The sequence below is a fragment of the Streptomyces sp. NRRL F-5650 genome (assembly GCF_000721365.1).
Classification (GTDB): Bacteria; Actinomycetota; Actinomycetes; order Streptomycetales; family Streptomycetaceae; genus Streptomyces; species Streptomyces ardesiacus.
The window spans coordinates 37,068-52,632 of sequence record NZ_JOGV01000024.1 but is presented as its reverse complement, the minus strand read 5'-3'; the positions used below and the strand labels follow the sequence as shown (position 1 = coordinate 52,632).

Annotated in this window: 14 protein-coding genes; 7 read left to right on the top strand and 7 right to left on the bottom strand. The window is 71.9% G+C overall.

The window, feature by feature from the left end:
• Nucleotides 1-136: 136 nt before the first annotated feature.
• Entirely contained in the window at nt 137-676 is a 540-nt protein-coding gene (locus IG88_RS0121315) for a bacterial proteasome activator family protein (RefSeq protein WP_031043494.1), read from the top strand.
• Nucleotides 677-786: 110 nt separating this feature from the next.
• Here IG88_RS0121315 and IG88_RS0121310 read toward each other — a convergent pair whose 3' ends face one another.
• Entirely contained in the window at nt 787-2,427 is a 1,641-nt protein-coding gene (locus IG88_RS0121310) for a Stk1 family PASTA domain-containing Ser/Thr kinase (protein ID WP_031043492.1), read from the bottom strand.
• Between the two features lie 346 nt (nt 2,428-2,773).
• Here IG88_RS0121310 and IG88_RS0121305 point away from each other — a divergent pair, with 346 nt between their 5' ends.
• A complete protein-coding gene (locus tag IG88_RS0121305; RefSeq protein WP_031043488.1) occupies nt 2,774-4,417 on the top strand; it encodes a protein kinase domain-containing protein in 1,644 nt (547 codons plus the stop codon).
• Between the two features lie 66 nt (nt 4,418-4,483).
• On the opposite strand, the gene IG88_RS0121300 is transcribed toward IG88_RS0121305, so the two are convergent.
• Together IG88_RS0121300 and IG88_RS0121295 are read right to left on the bottom strand one after the other, a co-directional pair.
• Nucleotides 4,484-4,891 (bottom strand): hypothetical protein, encoded by a 408-nt coding sequence (locus IG88_RS0121300; RefSeq protein ID WP_031043485.1) that lies wholly within the window; start codon nt 4,889-4,891, stop codon nt 4,484-4,486.
• A gap of 153 nt (nt 4,892-5,044) precedes the next feature.
• Nucleotides 5,045-5,701: a response regulator gene (locus IG88_RS0121295; protein WP_031043482.1), complete on the bottom strand. Its 657-nt coding sequence runs from the start codon at nt 5,699-5,701 to the stop codon at nt 5,045-5,047.
• A 324-nt stretch (nt 5,702-6,025) separates the two neighbouring features.
• Between IG88_RS0121295 and pdhA the strand changes: the two genes are divergently transcribed.
• Genes pdhA through IG88_RS0121280 form a run of 3 tightly spaced genes read left to right on the top strand, consistent with a single transcriptional unit; the run spans nt 6,026 to nt 9,723 of the window.
• Nucleotides 6,026-7,279, top strand: a complete 1,254-nt coding sequence (gene pdhA, locus IG88_RS0121290; protein ID WP_031043479.1) for a pyruvate dehydrogenase (acetyl-transferring) E1 component subunit alpha — start codon at nt 6,026-6,028, stop codon at nt 7,277-7,279.
• 16 nt (nt 7,280-7,295) lie between these two features.
• Nucleotides 7,296-8,261, top strand: coding sequence for an alpha-ketoacid dehydrogenase subunit beta (locus IG88_RS0121285; protein ID WP_031043476.1), 966 nt, complete (start codon nt 7,296-7,298; stop codon nt 8,259-8,261).
• A 10-nt stretch (nt 8,262-8,271) separates the two neighbouring features.
• Nucleotides 8,272-9,723, top strand: a complete 1,452-nt coding sequence (locus IG88_RS0121280) for a dihydrolipoamide acetyltransferase family protein (RefSeq protein ID WP_031043473.1) — start codon at nt 8,272-8,274, stop codon at nt 9,721-9,723.
• Between the two features lie 76 nt (nt 9,724-9,799).
• On the opposite strand, the gene IG88_RS0121275 is transcribed toward IG88_RS0121280, so the two are convergent.
• The 4 genes from IG88_RS0121275 to IG88_RS0121260 form a co-directional block, all read right to left on the bottom strand.
• Nucleotides 9,800-10,777 carry a Bro-N domain-containing protein gene (locus IG88_RS0121275; RefSeq protein ID WP_031043471.1) on the bottom strand — a complete coding sequence of 326 codons (978 nt, stop codon included), beginning with the start codon at nt 10,775-10,777 and terminating at the stop codon, nt 9,800-9,802.
• Nucleotides 10,778-10,928: 151 nt separating this feature from the next.
• Entirely contained in the window at nt 10,929-11,936 is a 1,008-nt protein-coding gene (locus IG88_RS0121270; protein ID WP_031043468.1) for a DUF1648 domain-containing protein, read from the bottom strand.
• Nucleotides 11,933-12,280, bottom strand: coding sequence for a GntR family transcriptional regulator (locus IG88_RS0121265; protein WP_031043466.1), 348 nt, complete (start codon nt 12,278-12,280; stop codon nt 11,933-11,935). The genes IG88_RS0121270 and IG88_RS0121265 overlap by 4 nt, the downstream gene beginning before the upstream one ends.
• 136 nt (nt 12,281-12,416) lie before the next feature.
• Nucleotides 12,417-13,349 carry a D-alanyl-D-alanine carboxypeptidase family protein gene (locus tag IG88_RS0121260; RefSeq protein ID WP_031043464.1) on the bottom strand — a complete coding sequence of 311 codons (933 nt, stop codon included), beginning with the start codon at nt 13,347-13,349 and terminating at the stop codon, nt 12,417-12,419.
• Between the two features lie 219 nt (nt 13,350-13,568).
• Here IG88_RS0121260 and IG88_RS0121255 point away from each other — a divergent pair, with 219 nt between their 5' ends.
• Together IG88_RS0121255 and IG88_RS0121250 are read left to right on the top strand one after the other, a co-directional pair.
• Complete coding sequence (locus IG88_RS0121255) at nt 13,569-14,219, top strand: GntR family transcriptional regulator (RefSeq protein WP_031043461.1); 651 nt, start codon at nt 13,569-13,571, stop codon at nt 14,217-14,219.
• Nucleotides 14,216-15,526, top strand: coding sequence for an MFS transporter (locus IG88_RS0121250; protein WP_031043457.1), 1,311 nt, complete (start codon nt 14,216-14,218; stop codon nt 15,524-15,526). Before IG88_RS0121255 ends, IG88_RS0121250 begins: the two co-directional genes overlap by 4 nt.
• Nucleotides 15,527-15,565: the final 39 nt, after the last annotated feature.

Below are 15,565 nucleotides of genomic sequence, written 5' to 3'. Positions count from 1 at the left end.
CCCGTACGTGGAAACCGACGGAACAAGCCTCACACCGGTCGGCGATACCGGCATTCCGGGCGCCTCCGAACGCGTGGGCCGGGTTTTCCCCGGGGCAGCGCCCCTTCGCCGGGAACGGGTGAGGGACAATGGCGGCATGGAAATGCCGAGGAACGACAGGTCGCCGGAGAACCCCCAGATCCTGGTCGTCGGCCAGGACGGAATGGCGCTCAGCGGCGGCGGGGACGACGAATCCCGTGAGATCCCGGTGACCGAGCAGGTGGAGCAGCCTGCCAAGGTCATGCGGATCGGCAGCATGATCAAGCAACTGCTCGAGGAGGTGCGGGTCGCGCCCCTGGACGAGGCCAGCCGGGTCCGGCTCAAGGAGATCCACGCCAGCTCGGTGAAGGAGCTGGAGGACGGACTGGCTCCGGAGCTGGTGGAGGAGCTGGAGCGGCTCTCCCTGCCCTTCACGGACGACGGCACCCCCACCGACGCCGAACTGCGGATCGCCCAGGCACAGCTCGTCGGCTGGCTCGAGGGTCTCTTCCACGGCATCCAGACCACGCTGTTCGCCCAGCAGATGGCCGCGCGGGCCCAGTTGGAGCAGATGCGCCGTGCGCTGCCGCCCGGCTCCGTCCCCGAGGGCGAGGAGCCCCCGCACCCGGGCGGCCGGTCCGGCGGCCCCTACCTGTAGGAACGGCGTCCCACCACCCGTACGAACGGCATCGGCCGACAGCGCGAAGGGCCCGGCAGCACCTGCTGCCGGGCCCTTCGTCGTCGGCCTCGCGTCACGCGGTCACGGGCTCATTCGGTGGCCGGGTTGCCCGTGGAGACCTTGAGCTGGATCGTCGGCATGTGCTCCGGGTCGACGTCCGTGCCCGCGACGGGGAACTGGTCGCGGACCGATCCCTCGCCGTAGGTGTTCTCGTCGACCTCGACGACCTTCATCCGCCAGCCCGCGGCGTTGAAGCACGCCTTGACCGAGTCGATGTGCTTGAAGGTGAAGTCCGGCACCTCGATCATGTCCGGGTCGTTGTACGACTCCTGCGGCTCGGTGCACTTGTCCGTCTCGATGGTCTTCTTCTTGTCCGGACCGCGGTAGCCCTCCGCCTTCGACGGCGACGCCGACGCGCTCGCGGAGCCGCCGCCGGCCTCCGGGTCGTCGTCCCCGCCGCCGTTCATCAGCAGCGCGGCGATCAGTCCGCCGACGGCCACCACGGCGACCACGATCGAGCCGATGATCACCGGCATGTTGTTCCTGCCCCCGCCGGAGGAGCCCGGAGCGGACGGCGTCAGGTTGTACGGCGGCGGCGTGGCGGGCTGCTGTCCGTACGGGGCCGGCGTCTGGTACCCGGCCTGCTGCGGATAGCCGTACGCGGACGAGTGCGCCGCCGGTGCCGGGGTGCCGTACGGGTTCGGGCCGGCGGCCGGGGACGGCTGGTACGGCGTCTGCACCGGGCCCGTGGGCGCCGGGGTGCTCTGGTCGACCGGCGGGAAGACCGCGGAGCCGACACCCGCGCCGCTCGACGTCTGGGCCCCGGGCACGATGCTCGGCGGTGCCGCCTGGAAGGACGCCGCCACGCGCAGGCACTCGTCGCGCATCGCCTCGGCGCTGGGGAAGCGTTCGTTGGGGTTCTTCTTCAGCGCGCGGGCCACCAGCGCGTCCACCGCCGGGGGCAGCGCGCGGTTGACACTGGACGGGGCGACCGGCTCCTCCTGCACGTGCGCGTAAGCGATCGCCAGCGGCGAGTCGGCGTCGAACGGCAGACGGCCGGTGACGAGCTGGAACAGCATGATGCCGACCGAGTACAGGTCGGAGCGGGCGTCGACGCCGCGGCCGAGGGCCTGCTCCGGCGAGAGGTACTGGGGGGTGCCGACGACCATGCCGGTCTGCGTCATCGAGGTCACGCCGGACTGCATGGCGCGGGCGATGCCGAAGTCCATGACCTTGACCACGCCGCGCTTGGTCATCATCACGTTGCCCGGCTTGATGTCGCGGTGGACCAGGCCCATCTCGTGGCTGATCTCCAGCGCCGCCAGCACGTCGGCGGTGATCCTCAGCGCCTTGTCGGCGGGCATCGCGCCCTGCTGCCGCACGTCCTCGTCGAGCACCGAACCCAGCGGCCGGCCCTCGACGTACTCCATGACGATGTACGGAGTCGTCAGACCGTCCAGGTCGTCCTCGCCGGTGTCGAAGACGGAGACGATGTTGGTGTGCGTGAGCTTCGCCACGGCCTGGGCCTCGCGGCGGAAGCGCTCGCGGAAGGCCTGTTCGCGACCGAGTTCGGTGTGCAGCGTCTTGATCGCGACCTGGCGGTCGAGGACCGAGTCGTACGCCAGGTGCACCGAGGCCATGCCGCCCTCGCCGAGCAAGTCGCGCAGCTGGTAACGGCCGCCGGCGAGTGCCCGCCCCGCGTACCGTCCCTGTCCGGCGTCCTGGCTCATGTCTCTGCGTCCCCCATAGACGGCGGGCGCCGGTGGCGGCGGCACGCGCGCTCGTGATCGAAAGTGCTATTCCCGGCCAAGTCTGCCCCAGGGCACTGACACGTCAAGCGCGGTGCCCGTTCCGTGACCGTACGCGAAAGAAGCGTCGCGGAAGCGTTACAGCGGGCGTACCGCCGGTACACGGAATTTGCACGAGAGTACGGAACCAGGGTTTCATGACCGGTCCGTCTCATGTCCGGTCCCGGCGCCCATCCCGGACCGGAGGCCCCCGCGAAGGCTGTAGCGTGGCCGACGGAGACCGTAACAACACCGCGCGTACCGCGGGCAGAAACGACGGCGAGGACTGATGGCACAGCAGCAGCGCGCCCAGGGCCCGTCCGAACCCGAGGCATCTGGCGGCGGTATGTCTGACGCGCCGGAGAACTGGGGCAACGGCGGCCTGGTCGGCGACGGCCGGTACCGGCTGACCCGCAGGCTCGGGCGGGGCGGCATGGCCGAGGTGTTCGCCGCCGAGGACGTCCGCCTGGGGCGCACCGTGGCGGTCAAGCTGCTGCGCGCGGACCTCGCCGAGGACCCGGTCTCCAAGGCCCGCTTCACGCGCGAGGCGCAGTCGGTGGCGGGCCTCAACCACCACGCCATCGTGGCCGTGTACGACTCGGGCGAGGACGTCGTCGGCGGCCAGTCCGTGCCGTACATCGTGATGGAGATCGTCGAAGGACGCACCATCCGCGACCTCCTCCTCAACGCCGAGGCGCCGGGGCCCGAACAGGCGCTGATCATCGTCTCCGGTGTCCTGGAGGCGCTCGCCTACTCCCACCAGCACGGCATCGTGCACCGCGACATCAAGCCGGCCAACGTCATCATCACCAACGCGGGCGCGGTCAAGGTGATGGACTTCGGCATCGCCCGCGCCCTGCACGGCGCCCAGTCGACGATGACGCAGACCGGCATGGTCATGGGCACCCCGCAGTACCTCTCCCCGGAGCAGGCCCTCGGCAAGGCCGTCGACCACCGCTCCGACCTGTACGCGACGGGCTGCCTGCTCTACGAACTCCTCGCGCTGCGCCCGCCGTTCACCGGTGAGACCCCGCTGTCGGTGGTCTACCAGCACGTGCAGGACATCCCGACGCCCCCGTCCGAGGTCTCCGACGCCACTCCGCCGGAGCTGGACGGCCTGGTGATGCGCTCGCTGGCCAAGGAGCCCGACGACCGCTTCCAGACCGCCGAGGAGATGCGCGGCCTGGTCCAGTACGCGCTGCAGATGCTGTACGAGCAGGGCGGTCACACCGGCACCTGGAACACCGGCCCGGTCGCCGCGCACGACGGGCGGCACACCCCCTCGGCCGGCCTGGCGGGCACCACGGTGATGCCCCACCCCGCCGACCACGGGGCGTCGGGCACCCAGCAGATCCCCCAGCCGATCCTGCCGCGCGGCTACGGCGGGGGCGACGACGGCGGCTTCGAGGGCGCCGGCAACAAGGGCAGCGGCCGCGGCAAGCTGTGGATACTGGCCGTCCTCGCGGTGATCGCGGTCGCGGCGGGCGTCGCGCTGGCCCTGAACAACAGCGGCGGTGGCGGGAGCGGCACCGAGACGGACAAGAGCCCGTCGGCGACCACGTCCCAGAGCACCGGCGAGGAGTCGCCCAGTCCGTCGCCCAGCGACGAGGAGACACAGCAGAGCAAGGACCCGGGCACGGAGCAGGGCTCGGGCGGGGGCGGCTCCGGCGGCGGGGACTGGGACCGGCCGTACACGCCGTCGTGGACGCCGTCGCAGACCGAGACGGGTGATCCGACCGGTGACCAGACCGGTGGCGGTGAGCCGACCGGCGGCGGGGAGCCCACCGGTGGCGGTGAGCCGACTGGTGGCGGTGAGCCGACTGGTGGCGGTGAGCCGACCGGTGGCGGTGACCAGACCGGTGGCGGCGAGCAGCCGACGGGTGGCGCCACCGGCGCCCCGGGCGGTTCCGAGGGCGGCGACGGCAGCGGCTGAGCCGTTCCACACCCCCCACGCGCGCGTGCGGCCCGCAGTCGGGCTTCACGCGCGCGTTGCGTTCGCCTACGCGGGTCCCGCCGCCCCGTCCGTGAAGTGCACCGTGCCGAACTGCGGGTCGACGCTCAGGTAGGCGGGCTCGAACGGCTCGCCGTCCACCCGGCTCGGCGCCGGACCGAACCGCTCCAGCTCGGCGGCGCTCGGCTCGTGGGCCTCGCACCGGCCCACCACCTGTACGGTCCACAGGCTCTCGCCGGGCCGCGCGGAGGTCAGGTTGTCCGCTCCGTACGCGACGACGCTCCCGGCGCACACCTGGTGGTACCCCCAGCTCCTGGGCATGCGCAGCAGCACCCGGCCGTCGGTCACGATGTGGCGCGCGAGGGCGAGGATGGGCAGGGCGCGCATGGTGGTGGCCGCCCGGCCGTAGGCGGTGCGGCCGAGCAGGCCGACGGCGAGCTGTTCGTCGGAGGGCATGGACTCACTGTGCGCGAGCGCGTGGCCCCGCACCAGAGTCGCCCGCCCCGACAGGAGGGGACGTAAGTCCCGAGTAGGCCGCCGAACGGGAGTCCCGAGCAAGCCCCCGCGCGGGCCCGGGGCCGGGGACGGCCCGGCGCGGAGCGGGGGCCGTCAGCGGTTCTCGGCCTCCAGCCGGGCCACGAAGGCGGCCGCCTGGGAACGCCGCTGCATGCCCAGCTTGCCCAGCAGGCTCGACACGTAGTTCTTGATCGTCTTCTCCGCCAGGTGCAGCCGCTCGCCGATGGCGCGGTTGGTCAGGCCCTCGCCGATCAGCTCCAGGATGCGGCGCTCCTGGTCGGTGAGGCGGGCCAGCCGGTCGTCGGGCTTCGTGCCGCCGTCGCGCAGCCGTTCCAGCACCCGCGCGGTGGCCGCCGGGTCGAGCAGCGACTTCCCGGCCGCGACCTCCCGCACGGCGGCGAGCAGCTCGGCGCCGCGGATGTCCTTGAGGACGTAGCCGGAGGCGCCCGCCATGATCGCGTCGAAGAGGGCCTCGTCGTCGGCGAAGGAGGTCAGCATCAGGCAGCGCACGGACTCGTCCCGGGAGCGGATGTCGCGGCAGACCTCCACTCCGCTGCCGTCCGGCAGCCGTACGTCCAGCACGGCGACGTCCGGACGGGTGGCGGAGACCCGGGCCTGCGCCTCGGCGGCCGTGCCGGCCTCGCCCACCACCTCGATGTCGGCCTCGCCGGCGAGGAGGTCGTGCACCCCGCGCCGGACCACCTCGTGGTCGTCGAGGAGGAATACCCGGATTTTTCCGTCTTCGCGCACGCGGTCAGTGTCACACACCGACTCTTCCCGTGCCCGGGGTGGCCGGGATAACGTGCCGTTGTTCCGGCCCCCTGCAAGGCTGTGACCAGTAAAACTTCCGCCCTACGTCGATTTACTCGGATATCCAAGTAAAAACGCAGGTCAGGAGGGGTTTCACAGAAATGTGGAGCACTGGGTAACGTGCTGTTCGCAGGGCGCTCGCCGGGGCACCTGTCACGCCTGTCCCCGACCGGGCCGCACCCACCCTTGTGCGTCCCGCCGGGCCGCAGGTGAGCCGCACTGGCTTCCGGCGAACCCGGGGGCCGGACCGACGGAGGAGCACACGTGACCGAGAGCACTGCCGCGCGCAAGCCGCGACGCAGCGCCGGAAGCAAGGCGGCCGGGACCACCGGCACCAAGGCGGCCGGTACCACCGGCGCCAAGGCCGGCACCGGCAAGCGCACCACTCGCACCACCGGCACCACCCGTACCGCTGCCCGCAAGGGCACCGAGCCGGAACTGGTGCAGTTGCTGACGCCCGAGGGCGAGCGCGTCGAGGACGCCGCACACGCCGAGTACGCCTCGTACGTCGCCGGCATCACCCCCGAGGAGCTGCGCGGCCTGTACCGCGACATGGTGCTCACCCGGCGCTTCGACGCCGAGGCCACCGCCCTGCAGCGCCAGGGCGAGCTGGGACTGTGGGCCTCCCTGCTGGGCCAGGAGGCGGCCCAGATCGGCTCCGGCCGGGCCACCCGCGAGGACGACTACGTCTTCCCGACCTACCGCGAGCACGGCGTCGCCTGGTGCCGCGGGGTGGACCCGACCAACCTGCTCGGCATGTTCCGCGGCGTGAACCACGGCGGCTGGGACCCCAACAGCAACAACTTCCACCTGTACACCATCGTCATCGGCTCGCAGGCGCTGCACGCCACGGGCTACGCGATGGGCGTGGCCAAGGACGGCGCCGACTCGGGCGTGATCGCGTACTTCGGCGACGGTGCCTCCAGCCAGGGCGACGTGAGCGAGGCGTTCAACTTCGCCGCCGTCTACAACGCCCCCGTGGTGTTCTTCTGCCAGAACAACCAGTGGGCGATCTCCGAGTCCAACGAGAAGCAGACCCGGGTGCCGCTCTACCAGCGCGCCCAGGGCTTCGGCTTCCCCGGCGTCCGCGTCGACGGCAACGACGTGCTGGCCTCCCTCGCGGTCACCCGCTGGGCCCTGGACCGCGCGCGACGCGGCGAGGGACCGGCCCTGATCGAGGCGTTCACCTACCGCATGGGCGCCCATACCACCTCGGACGACCCCTCCCGCTACCGGCACGACGACGAGCGGGCCGCCTGGGAGGCCAAGGACCCGATCCTGCGCCTTCGCCGCTTCCTGGAGTCCGCACACCACACGGACGAGGGATTCTTCGCGGAACTGGAGGCCGAGAGCGAGGCGTTGGGCAAACGAGTGCGCGAAGTGGTCCGCGCCATGCCGGACCCGGACCGTTTCGCCATCTTCGAGAACGTGTACGCGGACGGACACGCGCTCGTGGACGAGGAGCGGGCGCAGTTCGCCGCCTACCAGGCATCGTTCGCAGACGCAGAGGGGGTCTGACATGGCAGCGGAGAAGATGGCGCTGGCGAAGGCGATCAACGAATCGCTGCGCCGCGCGCTGGAGTCGGACCCCAAGGTCCTGGTCATGGGCGAGGACGTCGGCAAGCTCGGCGGTGTCTTCCGGGTCACCGACGGCCTGCAGAAGGACTTCGGCGAGGACCGGGTCGTCGACACCCCGCTGGCCGAGTCCGGCATCGTGGGCACCGCGATCGGCCTGGCCCTGCGCGGGTACCGCCCGGTGGTGGAGATCCAGTTCGACGGCTTCGTCTTCCCGGCCTACGACCAGATCGTCACCCAGCTCGCGAAGATGCACGCGCGCTCGCTGGGCAAGGTCAGGATGCCGGTCGTCATCCGCATCCCCTACGGCGGCGGCATCGGCGCGGTCGAGCACCACTCCGAGTCCCCCGAGGCGCTGTTCGCGCACGTGGCGGGCCTGAAGGTGGTCAGCCCGTCCAACGCGGCGGACGCGTACTGGATGATGCAGCAGGCCATCCAGAGCGACGACCCGGTGATCTACTTCGAGCCCAAGCGCCGGTACTGGGACAAGGCCGAGGTCGACAAGGAGGCCATCCCGGGCCCCCTGCACGCCGCGCGCGTGGTGCGCGAGGGCACCGACCTCACGCTGGCCGCGTACGGCCCGATGGTGAAGCTCTGCCAGGAGGTCGCCGACGCGGCGGCCGAGGAGGGCCGCTCCCTGGAGGTCGTCGACCTGCGCTCGATCTCGCCGGTCGACTTCGACACCGTCCAGGCGTCGGTGGAGAAGACCCGCCGCCTGGTCGTGGTCCACGAGGCGCCGGTGTTCCTGGGCTCGGGCGCGGAGATCGCCGCCCGGATCACGGAGCGCTGCTTCTACCACCTGGAGGCCCCGGTGCTCAGGGTCGGCGGCTACCACGCCCCCTACCCGCCGGCCCGCCTGGAGGAGGAGTACCTGCCCGACCTGGACCGGGTACTGGATGCCGTCGACCGCTCGCTGGCGTACTGAGGAGGGGAGCGTGACGACGATGACGGACAGCTCCGTGCGTGAGTTCAAGATGCCCGACGTGGGCGAGGGACTCACCGAGGCCGAGATCCTCAAGTGGTACGTCCAGCCCGGTGACACGGTCACCGACGGCCAGGTGGTGTGCGAGGTCGAGACGGCCAAGGCCGCCGTCGAACTGCCCATCCCCTACGACGGCGTGGTCCGCGAGCTGCACTTCCCCGAGGGCACCACGGTCGACGTGGGCACGTCGATCATCGCGGTGGCGGTGGGCGACGGTGCGGCGGCGGCCGCGGAGCCGGCGCAGGAGGCCGTCGCGGACACGCCGGCCACCGCCGAGGCGGAGGAGCCCAAGCCCGAGGGCCGCCAGCCGGTCCTGGTCGGGTACGGGGTCGCCACCTCCTCGACCCGGCGCCGCCCCCGCAAGGCCGCCCAGGCCCCGTCCGGAGCCCAGGAGGCGTCCGCGGCGGTCCAGGCCGAGCTGAACGGCCACGGACCCGCGGCACCGGCTGCCCCGGCGGCACCGGCTGCCCCGGTCGCCGGAGACCGTCCGCTGGCCAAGCCCCCGGTGCGCAAGCTGGCCAAGGACCTCGGCGTCGACCTGGCGACCGTGGTCCCCTCCGGCCCGGACGGCATCATCACCCGCGAGGACGTCCACGCGGCGGTGACGGCCCGGCCCGCGTCGCCCGAGCCCGAGCCGCAGACGGCCCCCGCACCCGTCGCGCCCGCCCCGTCCCCGACGGCGGCACCGACGTCGTACGACACGGCGCGCGAGACGCGTGTCCCGGTCAAGGGCGTGCGCAGGGCGACGGCGGCGGCGATGGTCGGCTCGGCCTTCACGGCGCCGCACGTCACCGAGTTCGTGACGGTCGACGTGACGCGCACGATGAAGCTGGTCGAGGAGCTGAAGCAGGACAAGGAGTACGCGGGCCTGCGGGTGAACCCGCTGCTCCTGATCGCCAAGGCCCTGCTGGTCGCGATCAGGCGCAACCCGGACATCAACGCCTCCTGGGACGAGGCCGCCCAGGAGATCGTGGTCAAGCACTACGTCAACCTGGGCATCGCCGCCGCCACCCCGCGCGGCCTGATCGTCCCGAACATCAAGGACGCCCACGCCCAGACCCTGCCGCAACTGGCCGGGTCCCTGGGGGAGCTGGTCTCGACGGCCCGGGAGGGCAAGACCTCCCCGGCCGCCATGCAGGGAGGCACGGTGACCATCACCAACGTCGGCGTCTTCGGCGTCGACACCGGTACGCCGATCCTCAACCCGGGAGAGTCCGCGATCCTCGCGGTCGGTGCGATCAAGCTTCAGCCGTGGGTCCACAAGGGCAAGGTGAAGCCGCGTCAGGTGACCACCCTCGCCCTGAGTTTCGACCACCGCCTGGTCGACGGCGAGCTGGGCTCCAAGGTCCTCGCCGACGTGGCGGCGGTCCTGGAGCGGCCGAAGCGGTTGATCAGCTGGGCATGAGCGTCACGAACCGGGTAGGTTCATGACGGAGGGGCGCCGCAAGTTGGAGTTGCGACGCCCCTTCGCCGTACCGGGCTCAGCCCTGGTGCAGCACGTACACCGGAGCCCCGCCCCCGTCCCCGCCCCGCGAACGGATGCAGGCGTGGGAGCGCAGCAGGCGGAGGCATTCGTTGACCCGCCGCACGGACAGCCCGGTACGGGCGGCGATCGACTCCAGCGGCTCCCTCAGCTCACCCGTCTCGACGAGCACCGGGGCGATGTCCAGGGCCACCGTCCACACGTCCTCGGTCACGGACAACCGCTGCCGCCAGTCGGCCAGTACGGACTCCGTCGTCGGAACCGGGGCGAGGCGGCCGCGGGGCACCCCCTGGTGCAGGACGAGGGTGTCGAAGCGGTCCGCGATGCGCTCCAGGGCGTGCACCATGGCCTGCTGCACGGCGAGCGTGGCCTGCTGGGTGGCGAGGGTGGCCTGCTGCGTGGACAGCATCTCCCTCTGCAACGCGATCGACGTGCGCTGTCCCTCGGCCAGTTCCTCGTCCAGCCGGAGGTTGTGCGCCTCCAGCCGGACGATGGCCTCGGCGACCTGGTCCGGCATGGCGTACGCGACGGGGGCACCGGGCTCGGCGGGCTGCACCTCGGCCTCGTCCAGGGAGTACGTGCCCTCGCGCTGCACCGTCTCGACGACTTCGGCGACCCACTGCTTGAAGGGGGCGCAGGCGGGCTTGGTGCAGGCGTTGACGAGGAGGATGAGACCTTGCAGAGAGATCACGTGCAAGTCTCGGCGCCACCCCCTGCCTGCGGGAACGCTGAGACCGTAACGTCCAGTTACAGTCTCGAGCACTTCTCGGTGCTCTTCGGGGACGTGATCCGTGAGTGCCTTCCGAGAGTTGCTGTGTCCGAGTTCCTTGCACACGTCCACCGCCGGAAACCAATGGCTTCCGTCCGGCATGGTCAGCCGGCGCACCCGGGCGCCGGTGGCCGCGTACACGAAGTCGCCGGCGTCGATCGCCTCGGGGCGGGCGCCGGAGTTCTGCCGCTTGCTGGGTTCGTTCATGGGAACCACCTCCGCCGCGGAACGTAAAGCGGCGATACGGGCATATGCCAGCCGGCCCGCGCATGTTCACGACTGCGAGCGAAGATGATCGAAAGGGCTGCGGTGGCCGCCGCCTGTGTGTATGACGGCGGCTCCCGAAGCCGCGTCGGGCTCAGCCCCGGTTCCCCTTCGTGCGCAGGGCGTTGAGGAGGGCCGCGCCGCGCTCCGCGTCGTCGACGCTCACCGCGAAGTCGCTGCGGCGGCCCCGGGGGCGTACCACCAGGCACTCGCCGGCGCGCAGCATCACCGTGGTGCCGAGGCCGCTGAAGCGGTAGCCCCAGCCACCGACCTCGGCGGGACGGCGGACCTCCATGCGCGCCGTCTCGATGTCGCCGGGCGCCCACCGGCGTCCGGGCCAGCCGAGGGGGCCGAAGGAGACCTCCAGGCCCCGTTCCGAGACGCGGGCCTGGACGGAGGAGAAGATGCCGCAGGCGACGGACGCGACGGCGCAGCCGGTGAAGACGGACCACAGGGTGCCAGGGGAGGCCACTCCGCCGGCCAGGGCGACGAGCGTGCCCACGGCCACCAGGCCGGTCGCGGCCGCGAGCAGTTGCAGCCAGGGGTTGGCGCTCCGGGAGAACCAGACCAGCCGCCGGCCCTTCGGGATGTCCAGCGCGGGGGCGTCCTCGTCGGGCGTCGCGGTGTCGTCCGGGGCGCCGTACCGCCGGGAGGCGAGCAGCCAGCCGGCCACGCCCGCGAGTACGGCCGCGGCGAGGATCGCGACGACCCAGCCGGTGGGCAGACGGGCCTCGTGCCAGTCCGCGCGGTCGAGGTTGGAGCGGATGAGCGCGGCCTGCGCTCCGGTGAGGACGATGCCCATGGGGAGCAGCGTCGCGGTGGTCCACGGGCGGGCCGCCGGGCCCGCGCGCAGCAGCGGGACGGTGACCGCGGCCGCCGTCACCAGCCATATCAGCGCGGGGAAGAGGGACGCCGCCCACAGGGGCATCGAGCCGTCGGGGGCCTCGCCGTCCGGGCCCCAGTGGGTCGCCAGCCGGTCCGGGAGCCGGTCGCGCGCGAGGAGCGGCATCCCGGCGAGGACGACCGTGACCCCGGCCGTCCACAGTGCCGCCGCCGCGCGTCCCGCCGTCGTCGTGTCTCTCGTGCCCGTCCCGTCCCTCACGGCAACCCCCTGATCATGTCGATGAGATCGGTCCTGCTGTAGCCCAGCCGTGCCGCCTCGGTGAGCAGTTCCCGTACCCGGATCTGCAGTTCGGAGTGCGGCCGGGCGCCCTCGGCCACCGTCACCCCCCGGCCCCGGCGGAACTCCAGCAGGCCCTCGTCCCGCAGGCCGCGCAGGGCGCGCAGCACGGTGTTGACGTTGACGTCCAGTGCCTCGGAGAGGTCGCGGGCCGAGGGCAGCCGGTCCCCGGGGGCGCACTCTCCCTCGGCGATGGCGCGGCGTACGGCGCCGGCCACCTGCTCGTGCAGGGGGCGGGTGTCGGTCTTGTCCAGACTCAGCAGCATGGTGCTAATGACACTATCACCATCGGTTTCATCGGGGTGGTGAGTTCCTGCGGCGGACTCCGCGCGACGGGGCCCGGGCAGCGAGAAGGGCCCGTCGCGCCGGCGACGGGCCCCCGGTGGTGGTGCGGTGCGGGGACTACTTCTTGAAGGCGTAGTCCATGAGCTTCGTGGCGTCCTTGGCGCGCTGCGCCGACGACGAGGAGGCCAGTACCGTGCCGATCACGGTCTTGCCCTTCCGGGTCGCGGCGAAGACCAGGCAGTACTTGGCCTCCGGGCCCGAGCCGGTCTTCACGCCGATCGCGCCGCTGTAACTGCCCAGCAGCGTGTTGGTGTTGGTCCAGGGCGCCATCGTGCGGGTGCCGCCCTTCTTGGTCGTCGTCTTCGCCGTGTACTTCTTGGTCTTGACGACGGTGCGGAAGGTGGAGTTCTTCATCGCGTTGCTCGCGAGCTTGGTGAGGTCGCGCGGCGTGGAGTAGTTCTTGCCGTTGCCGATGCCGTCGAAGGAATCGAAGTGCGTGTTCTTCAGGCCGAGGCTCTTGGCGGTCGCGTTCATCTTGCCGATGAACGACTTCACGCGCGCCGCCCGCGTCTTGCCCGTGCCGAACTTGTCCGCGAGCGCGTACGCGGCGTCGCAGCCCGACGGCAGCATCAGGCCGTACAGCAACTGGCGGACCGTCACCTTGTCGCCGACGATCAGGCGGGCGGAGGAGGCGTTCTTCGACACGATGTAGTCGCTGTACGCCATCTGGATCGTGACCTTGGCGTCGAGGTTCAGCTTCGGCTGGGAGAGCACGACCTTGGCGGTCATGATCTTGGTCGTGGAACCGGTGGAGCGCTTGGTGTCGGCGGCCTTGGTGTAGAGCGACGTGCCGGTCGCGTTGTTCATCACGAAGCCGCCCTTGGCGGCGATCGAGGGCGCGGCGGCGGCCCGCGCGGCGGCGGCCGGGACGCGTTCGGGTGCGGCGGCCTGCGCGGGGGCGGTGGCGAGGGCCCCGGTGGCCAGGACGGCGCCGCCGGTCAGGGCGACGGCGAAGGCCCTGTGCGGACGGATGCCCGGAATGATGTTCATTGAGTTGATTACCCCGATTGTGGTGAAGTCACCTGGAACGCGGCCGAGTTGTGGTCGGTGGAGCGGTGGCCGCGTCAGTGCGACACCCGAGGGGGGTGAATGGTTGCACGCAGGGGCGGGGGAAGTGCCGGGTTCGCCCGGGTGAGTGAGCAGGGCCGGGTGGTGTCCGGATGCTGGAACGGATCCGTCTTGTGTCCCTGTTGTATCTATCCTGTCCTCATGACCACGGCAGTGAAGCAACCCCCGGCGGCGGACCGCGTCTACACCCACGTCAAGCAAGGCGTCCTGGAGCGCCGGTACGAGGGCGGGACGCTGCTCACCGAGGGGGAGCTGGCCGAGGCCGTCGGCGTCTCCCGCACACCGGTGCGCGAGGCGCTGCTCCGGCTGGAGGTCGAGGGGCTGCTGCGCCTCTACCCCAAGAAGGGCGCCCTGGTCCTGCCCGTCTCCGCGCAGGAGATCGCGGACGTGGTGGAGACCCGGCTGCTGGTCGAGGAGCACGCGGCCAGGAAGGCCGTACCCGCCCCGCCCGGGCTGGTCGAGCGGCTGGAGGAGCTGCTCGCCCGGCAGAAGGAGCAGGCGGCCGCCGGCGACTTCGCCGCCGCCTCCGTCACCGACCGCTGCTTCCACGCCGAGATCGTCCGCAGCGGCGGCAACGAGATCCTCTCCCGTCTCTACGACCAGCTCCGCGACCGCCAGTTGCGCATGGGCGTCGCCGTCATGCACTCCCACCCCGACCGGATCGCCCACACCCTCGCCGAGCACGAGGAGATCCTCGACGCGCTGCGCGCCGGGGACGCGGACGCGGCCGTGCGCGTGGTGGGACGGCACGTGGGCTGGTTCTCGAACCTGGCCCGCGGGGAGGTCCGATGAGCGCGGTCACCTCGGCCGGCCGCGTCCTGCCCGGTGATCCGCCGGGCGGCCGGCGGGCGGTCGCCGTGTGGAGCATCGGCGTGGCGGTCTACTTCGTCGCCGTCATCTTCCGCACCTCGCTCGGGGTCGCGGGCCTCGACGCCGCCGACCGCTTCCACGTCAACGCCTCCGCGCTGTCCACCTTCTCCATCCTCCAGCTACTGGTCTACGCCGGCATGCAGATACCCGTCGGCCTGCTGGTCGACCGGCTCGGCACGAAAAGGGTGCTGGGAATCGGCGTCGTGCTCTTCACGGCCGGGCAGCTCGGCTTCGCCTTCTCCCCCTCGTACGGCATGGCGCTGGCCTCGCGGGCGCTGCTGGGCTGCGGTGACGCGATGACGTTCATCAGCGTGCTGCGGCTGGGCACCCGCTGGTTCCCGGCCCGGCGCGGTCCCATGGTCGCCCAGCTCGCCGGACTGGCCGGCATGGCGGGCAACCTGGTCTCCACCCTCGTCCTCGCCCGGCTGCTGCACGGCATCGGCTGGACGGCGGCGTTCGCGGGCAGCGCGCTGGCCGGCGTCGTCGTCTTCGTCCTGCTGCTCCTCTTCCTCAAGGACCACCCCGAGGGCCACGAGCCGGAGCCGCTGCCGCACCAGGGCGCGGCCTACGTACGGCGGCAGATCGCCATGTCCTGGCGGGAGCCGGGGACCCGGCTGGGGCTGTGGGTGCACTTCACCACCCAGTTCCCGGCGATGGTGTTCCTGCTGCTGTGGGGGATGCCGTTCCTGGTCGAGGCGCAGGGGCTGTCCCGGGCCACGGCCGGCACGCTGCTCACCCTCGTCGTGCTGTCCAACATGGCGGTCGGCCTGGTGTACGGCCAGATCATCGCCCGGCACCACGCGGCGCGGCTGCCACTGGCGCTGGGCACGGTGGGTGCGACGGCCGCACTGTGGGCCGCGACGCTGGCCTACCCGGCCGAGCACGCACCGATGTGGCTGCTCGTGGTGCTGTGCGCGGTGCTGGGGGCGTGCGGGCCGGCGTCGATGATCGGGTTCGACTTCGCGCGCCCGGCGAACCCGCCGGAGCGGCAGGGCACGGCGTCCGGGATCACCAACATGGGGGGCTTCGTGGCGTCGATGACCACGTTGTTCGCGGTGGGGGTGCTGCTGGACGCGACGGGGGACGACTACGCCGTGGCGTTCTCGTCCGTGTTCGTGCTCCAGGCGCTCGGGGTCACGCAGATCCTGCGCCTGCGCAGGCGGGCGGCGCTGCGCGAGCGGGAGCGGTTGGTGGCGAGCCGGGTGGAGACGGTGCACGTGCCCGTGTAGGCGCCCGGCACGGGTGCGGGCCGGGACGGGGGCTGCCGC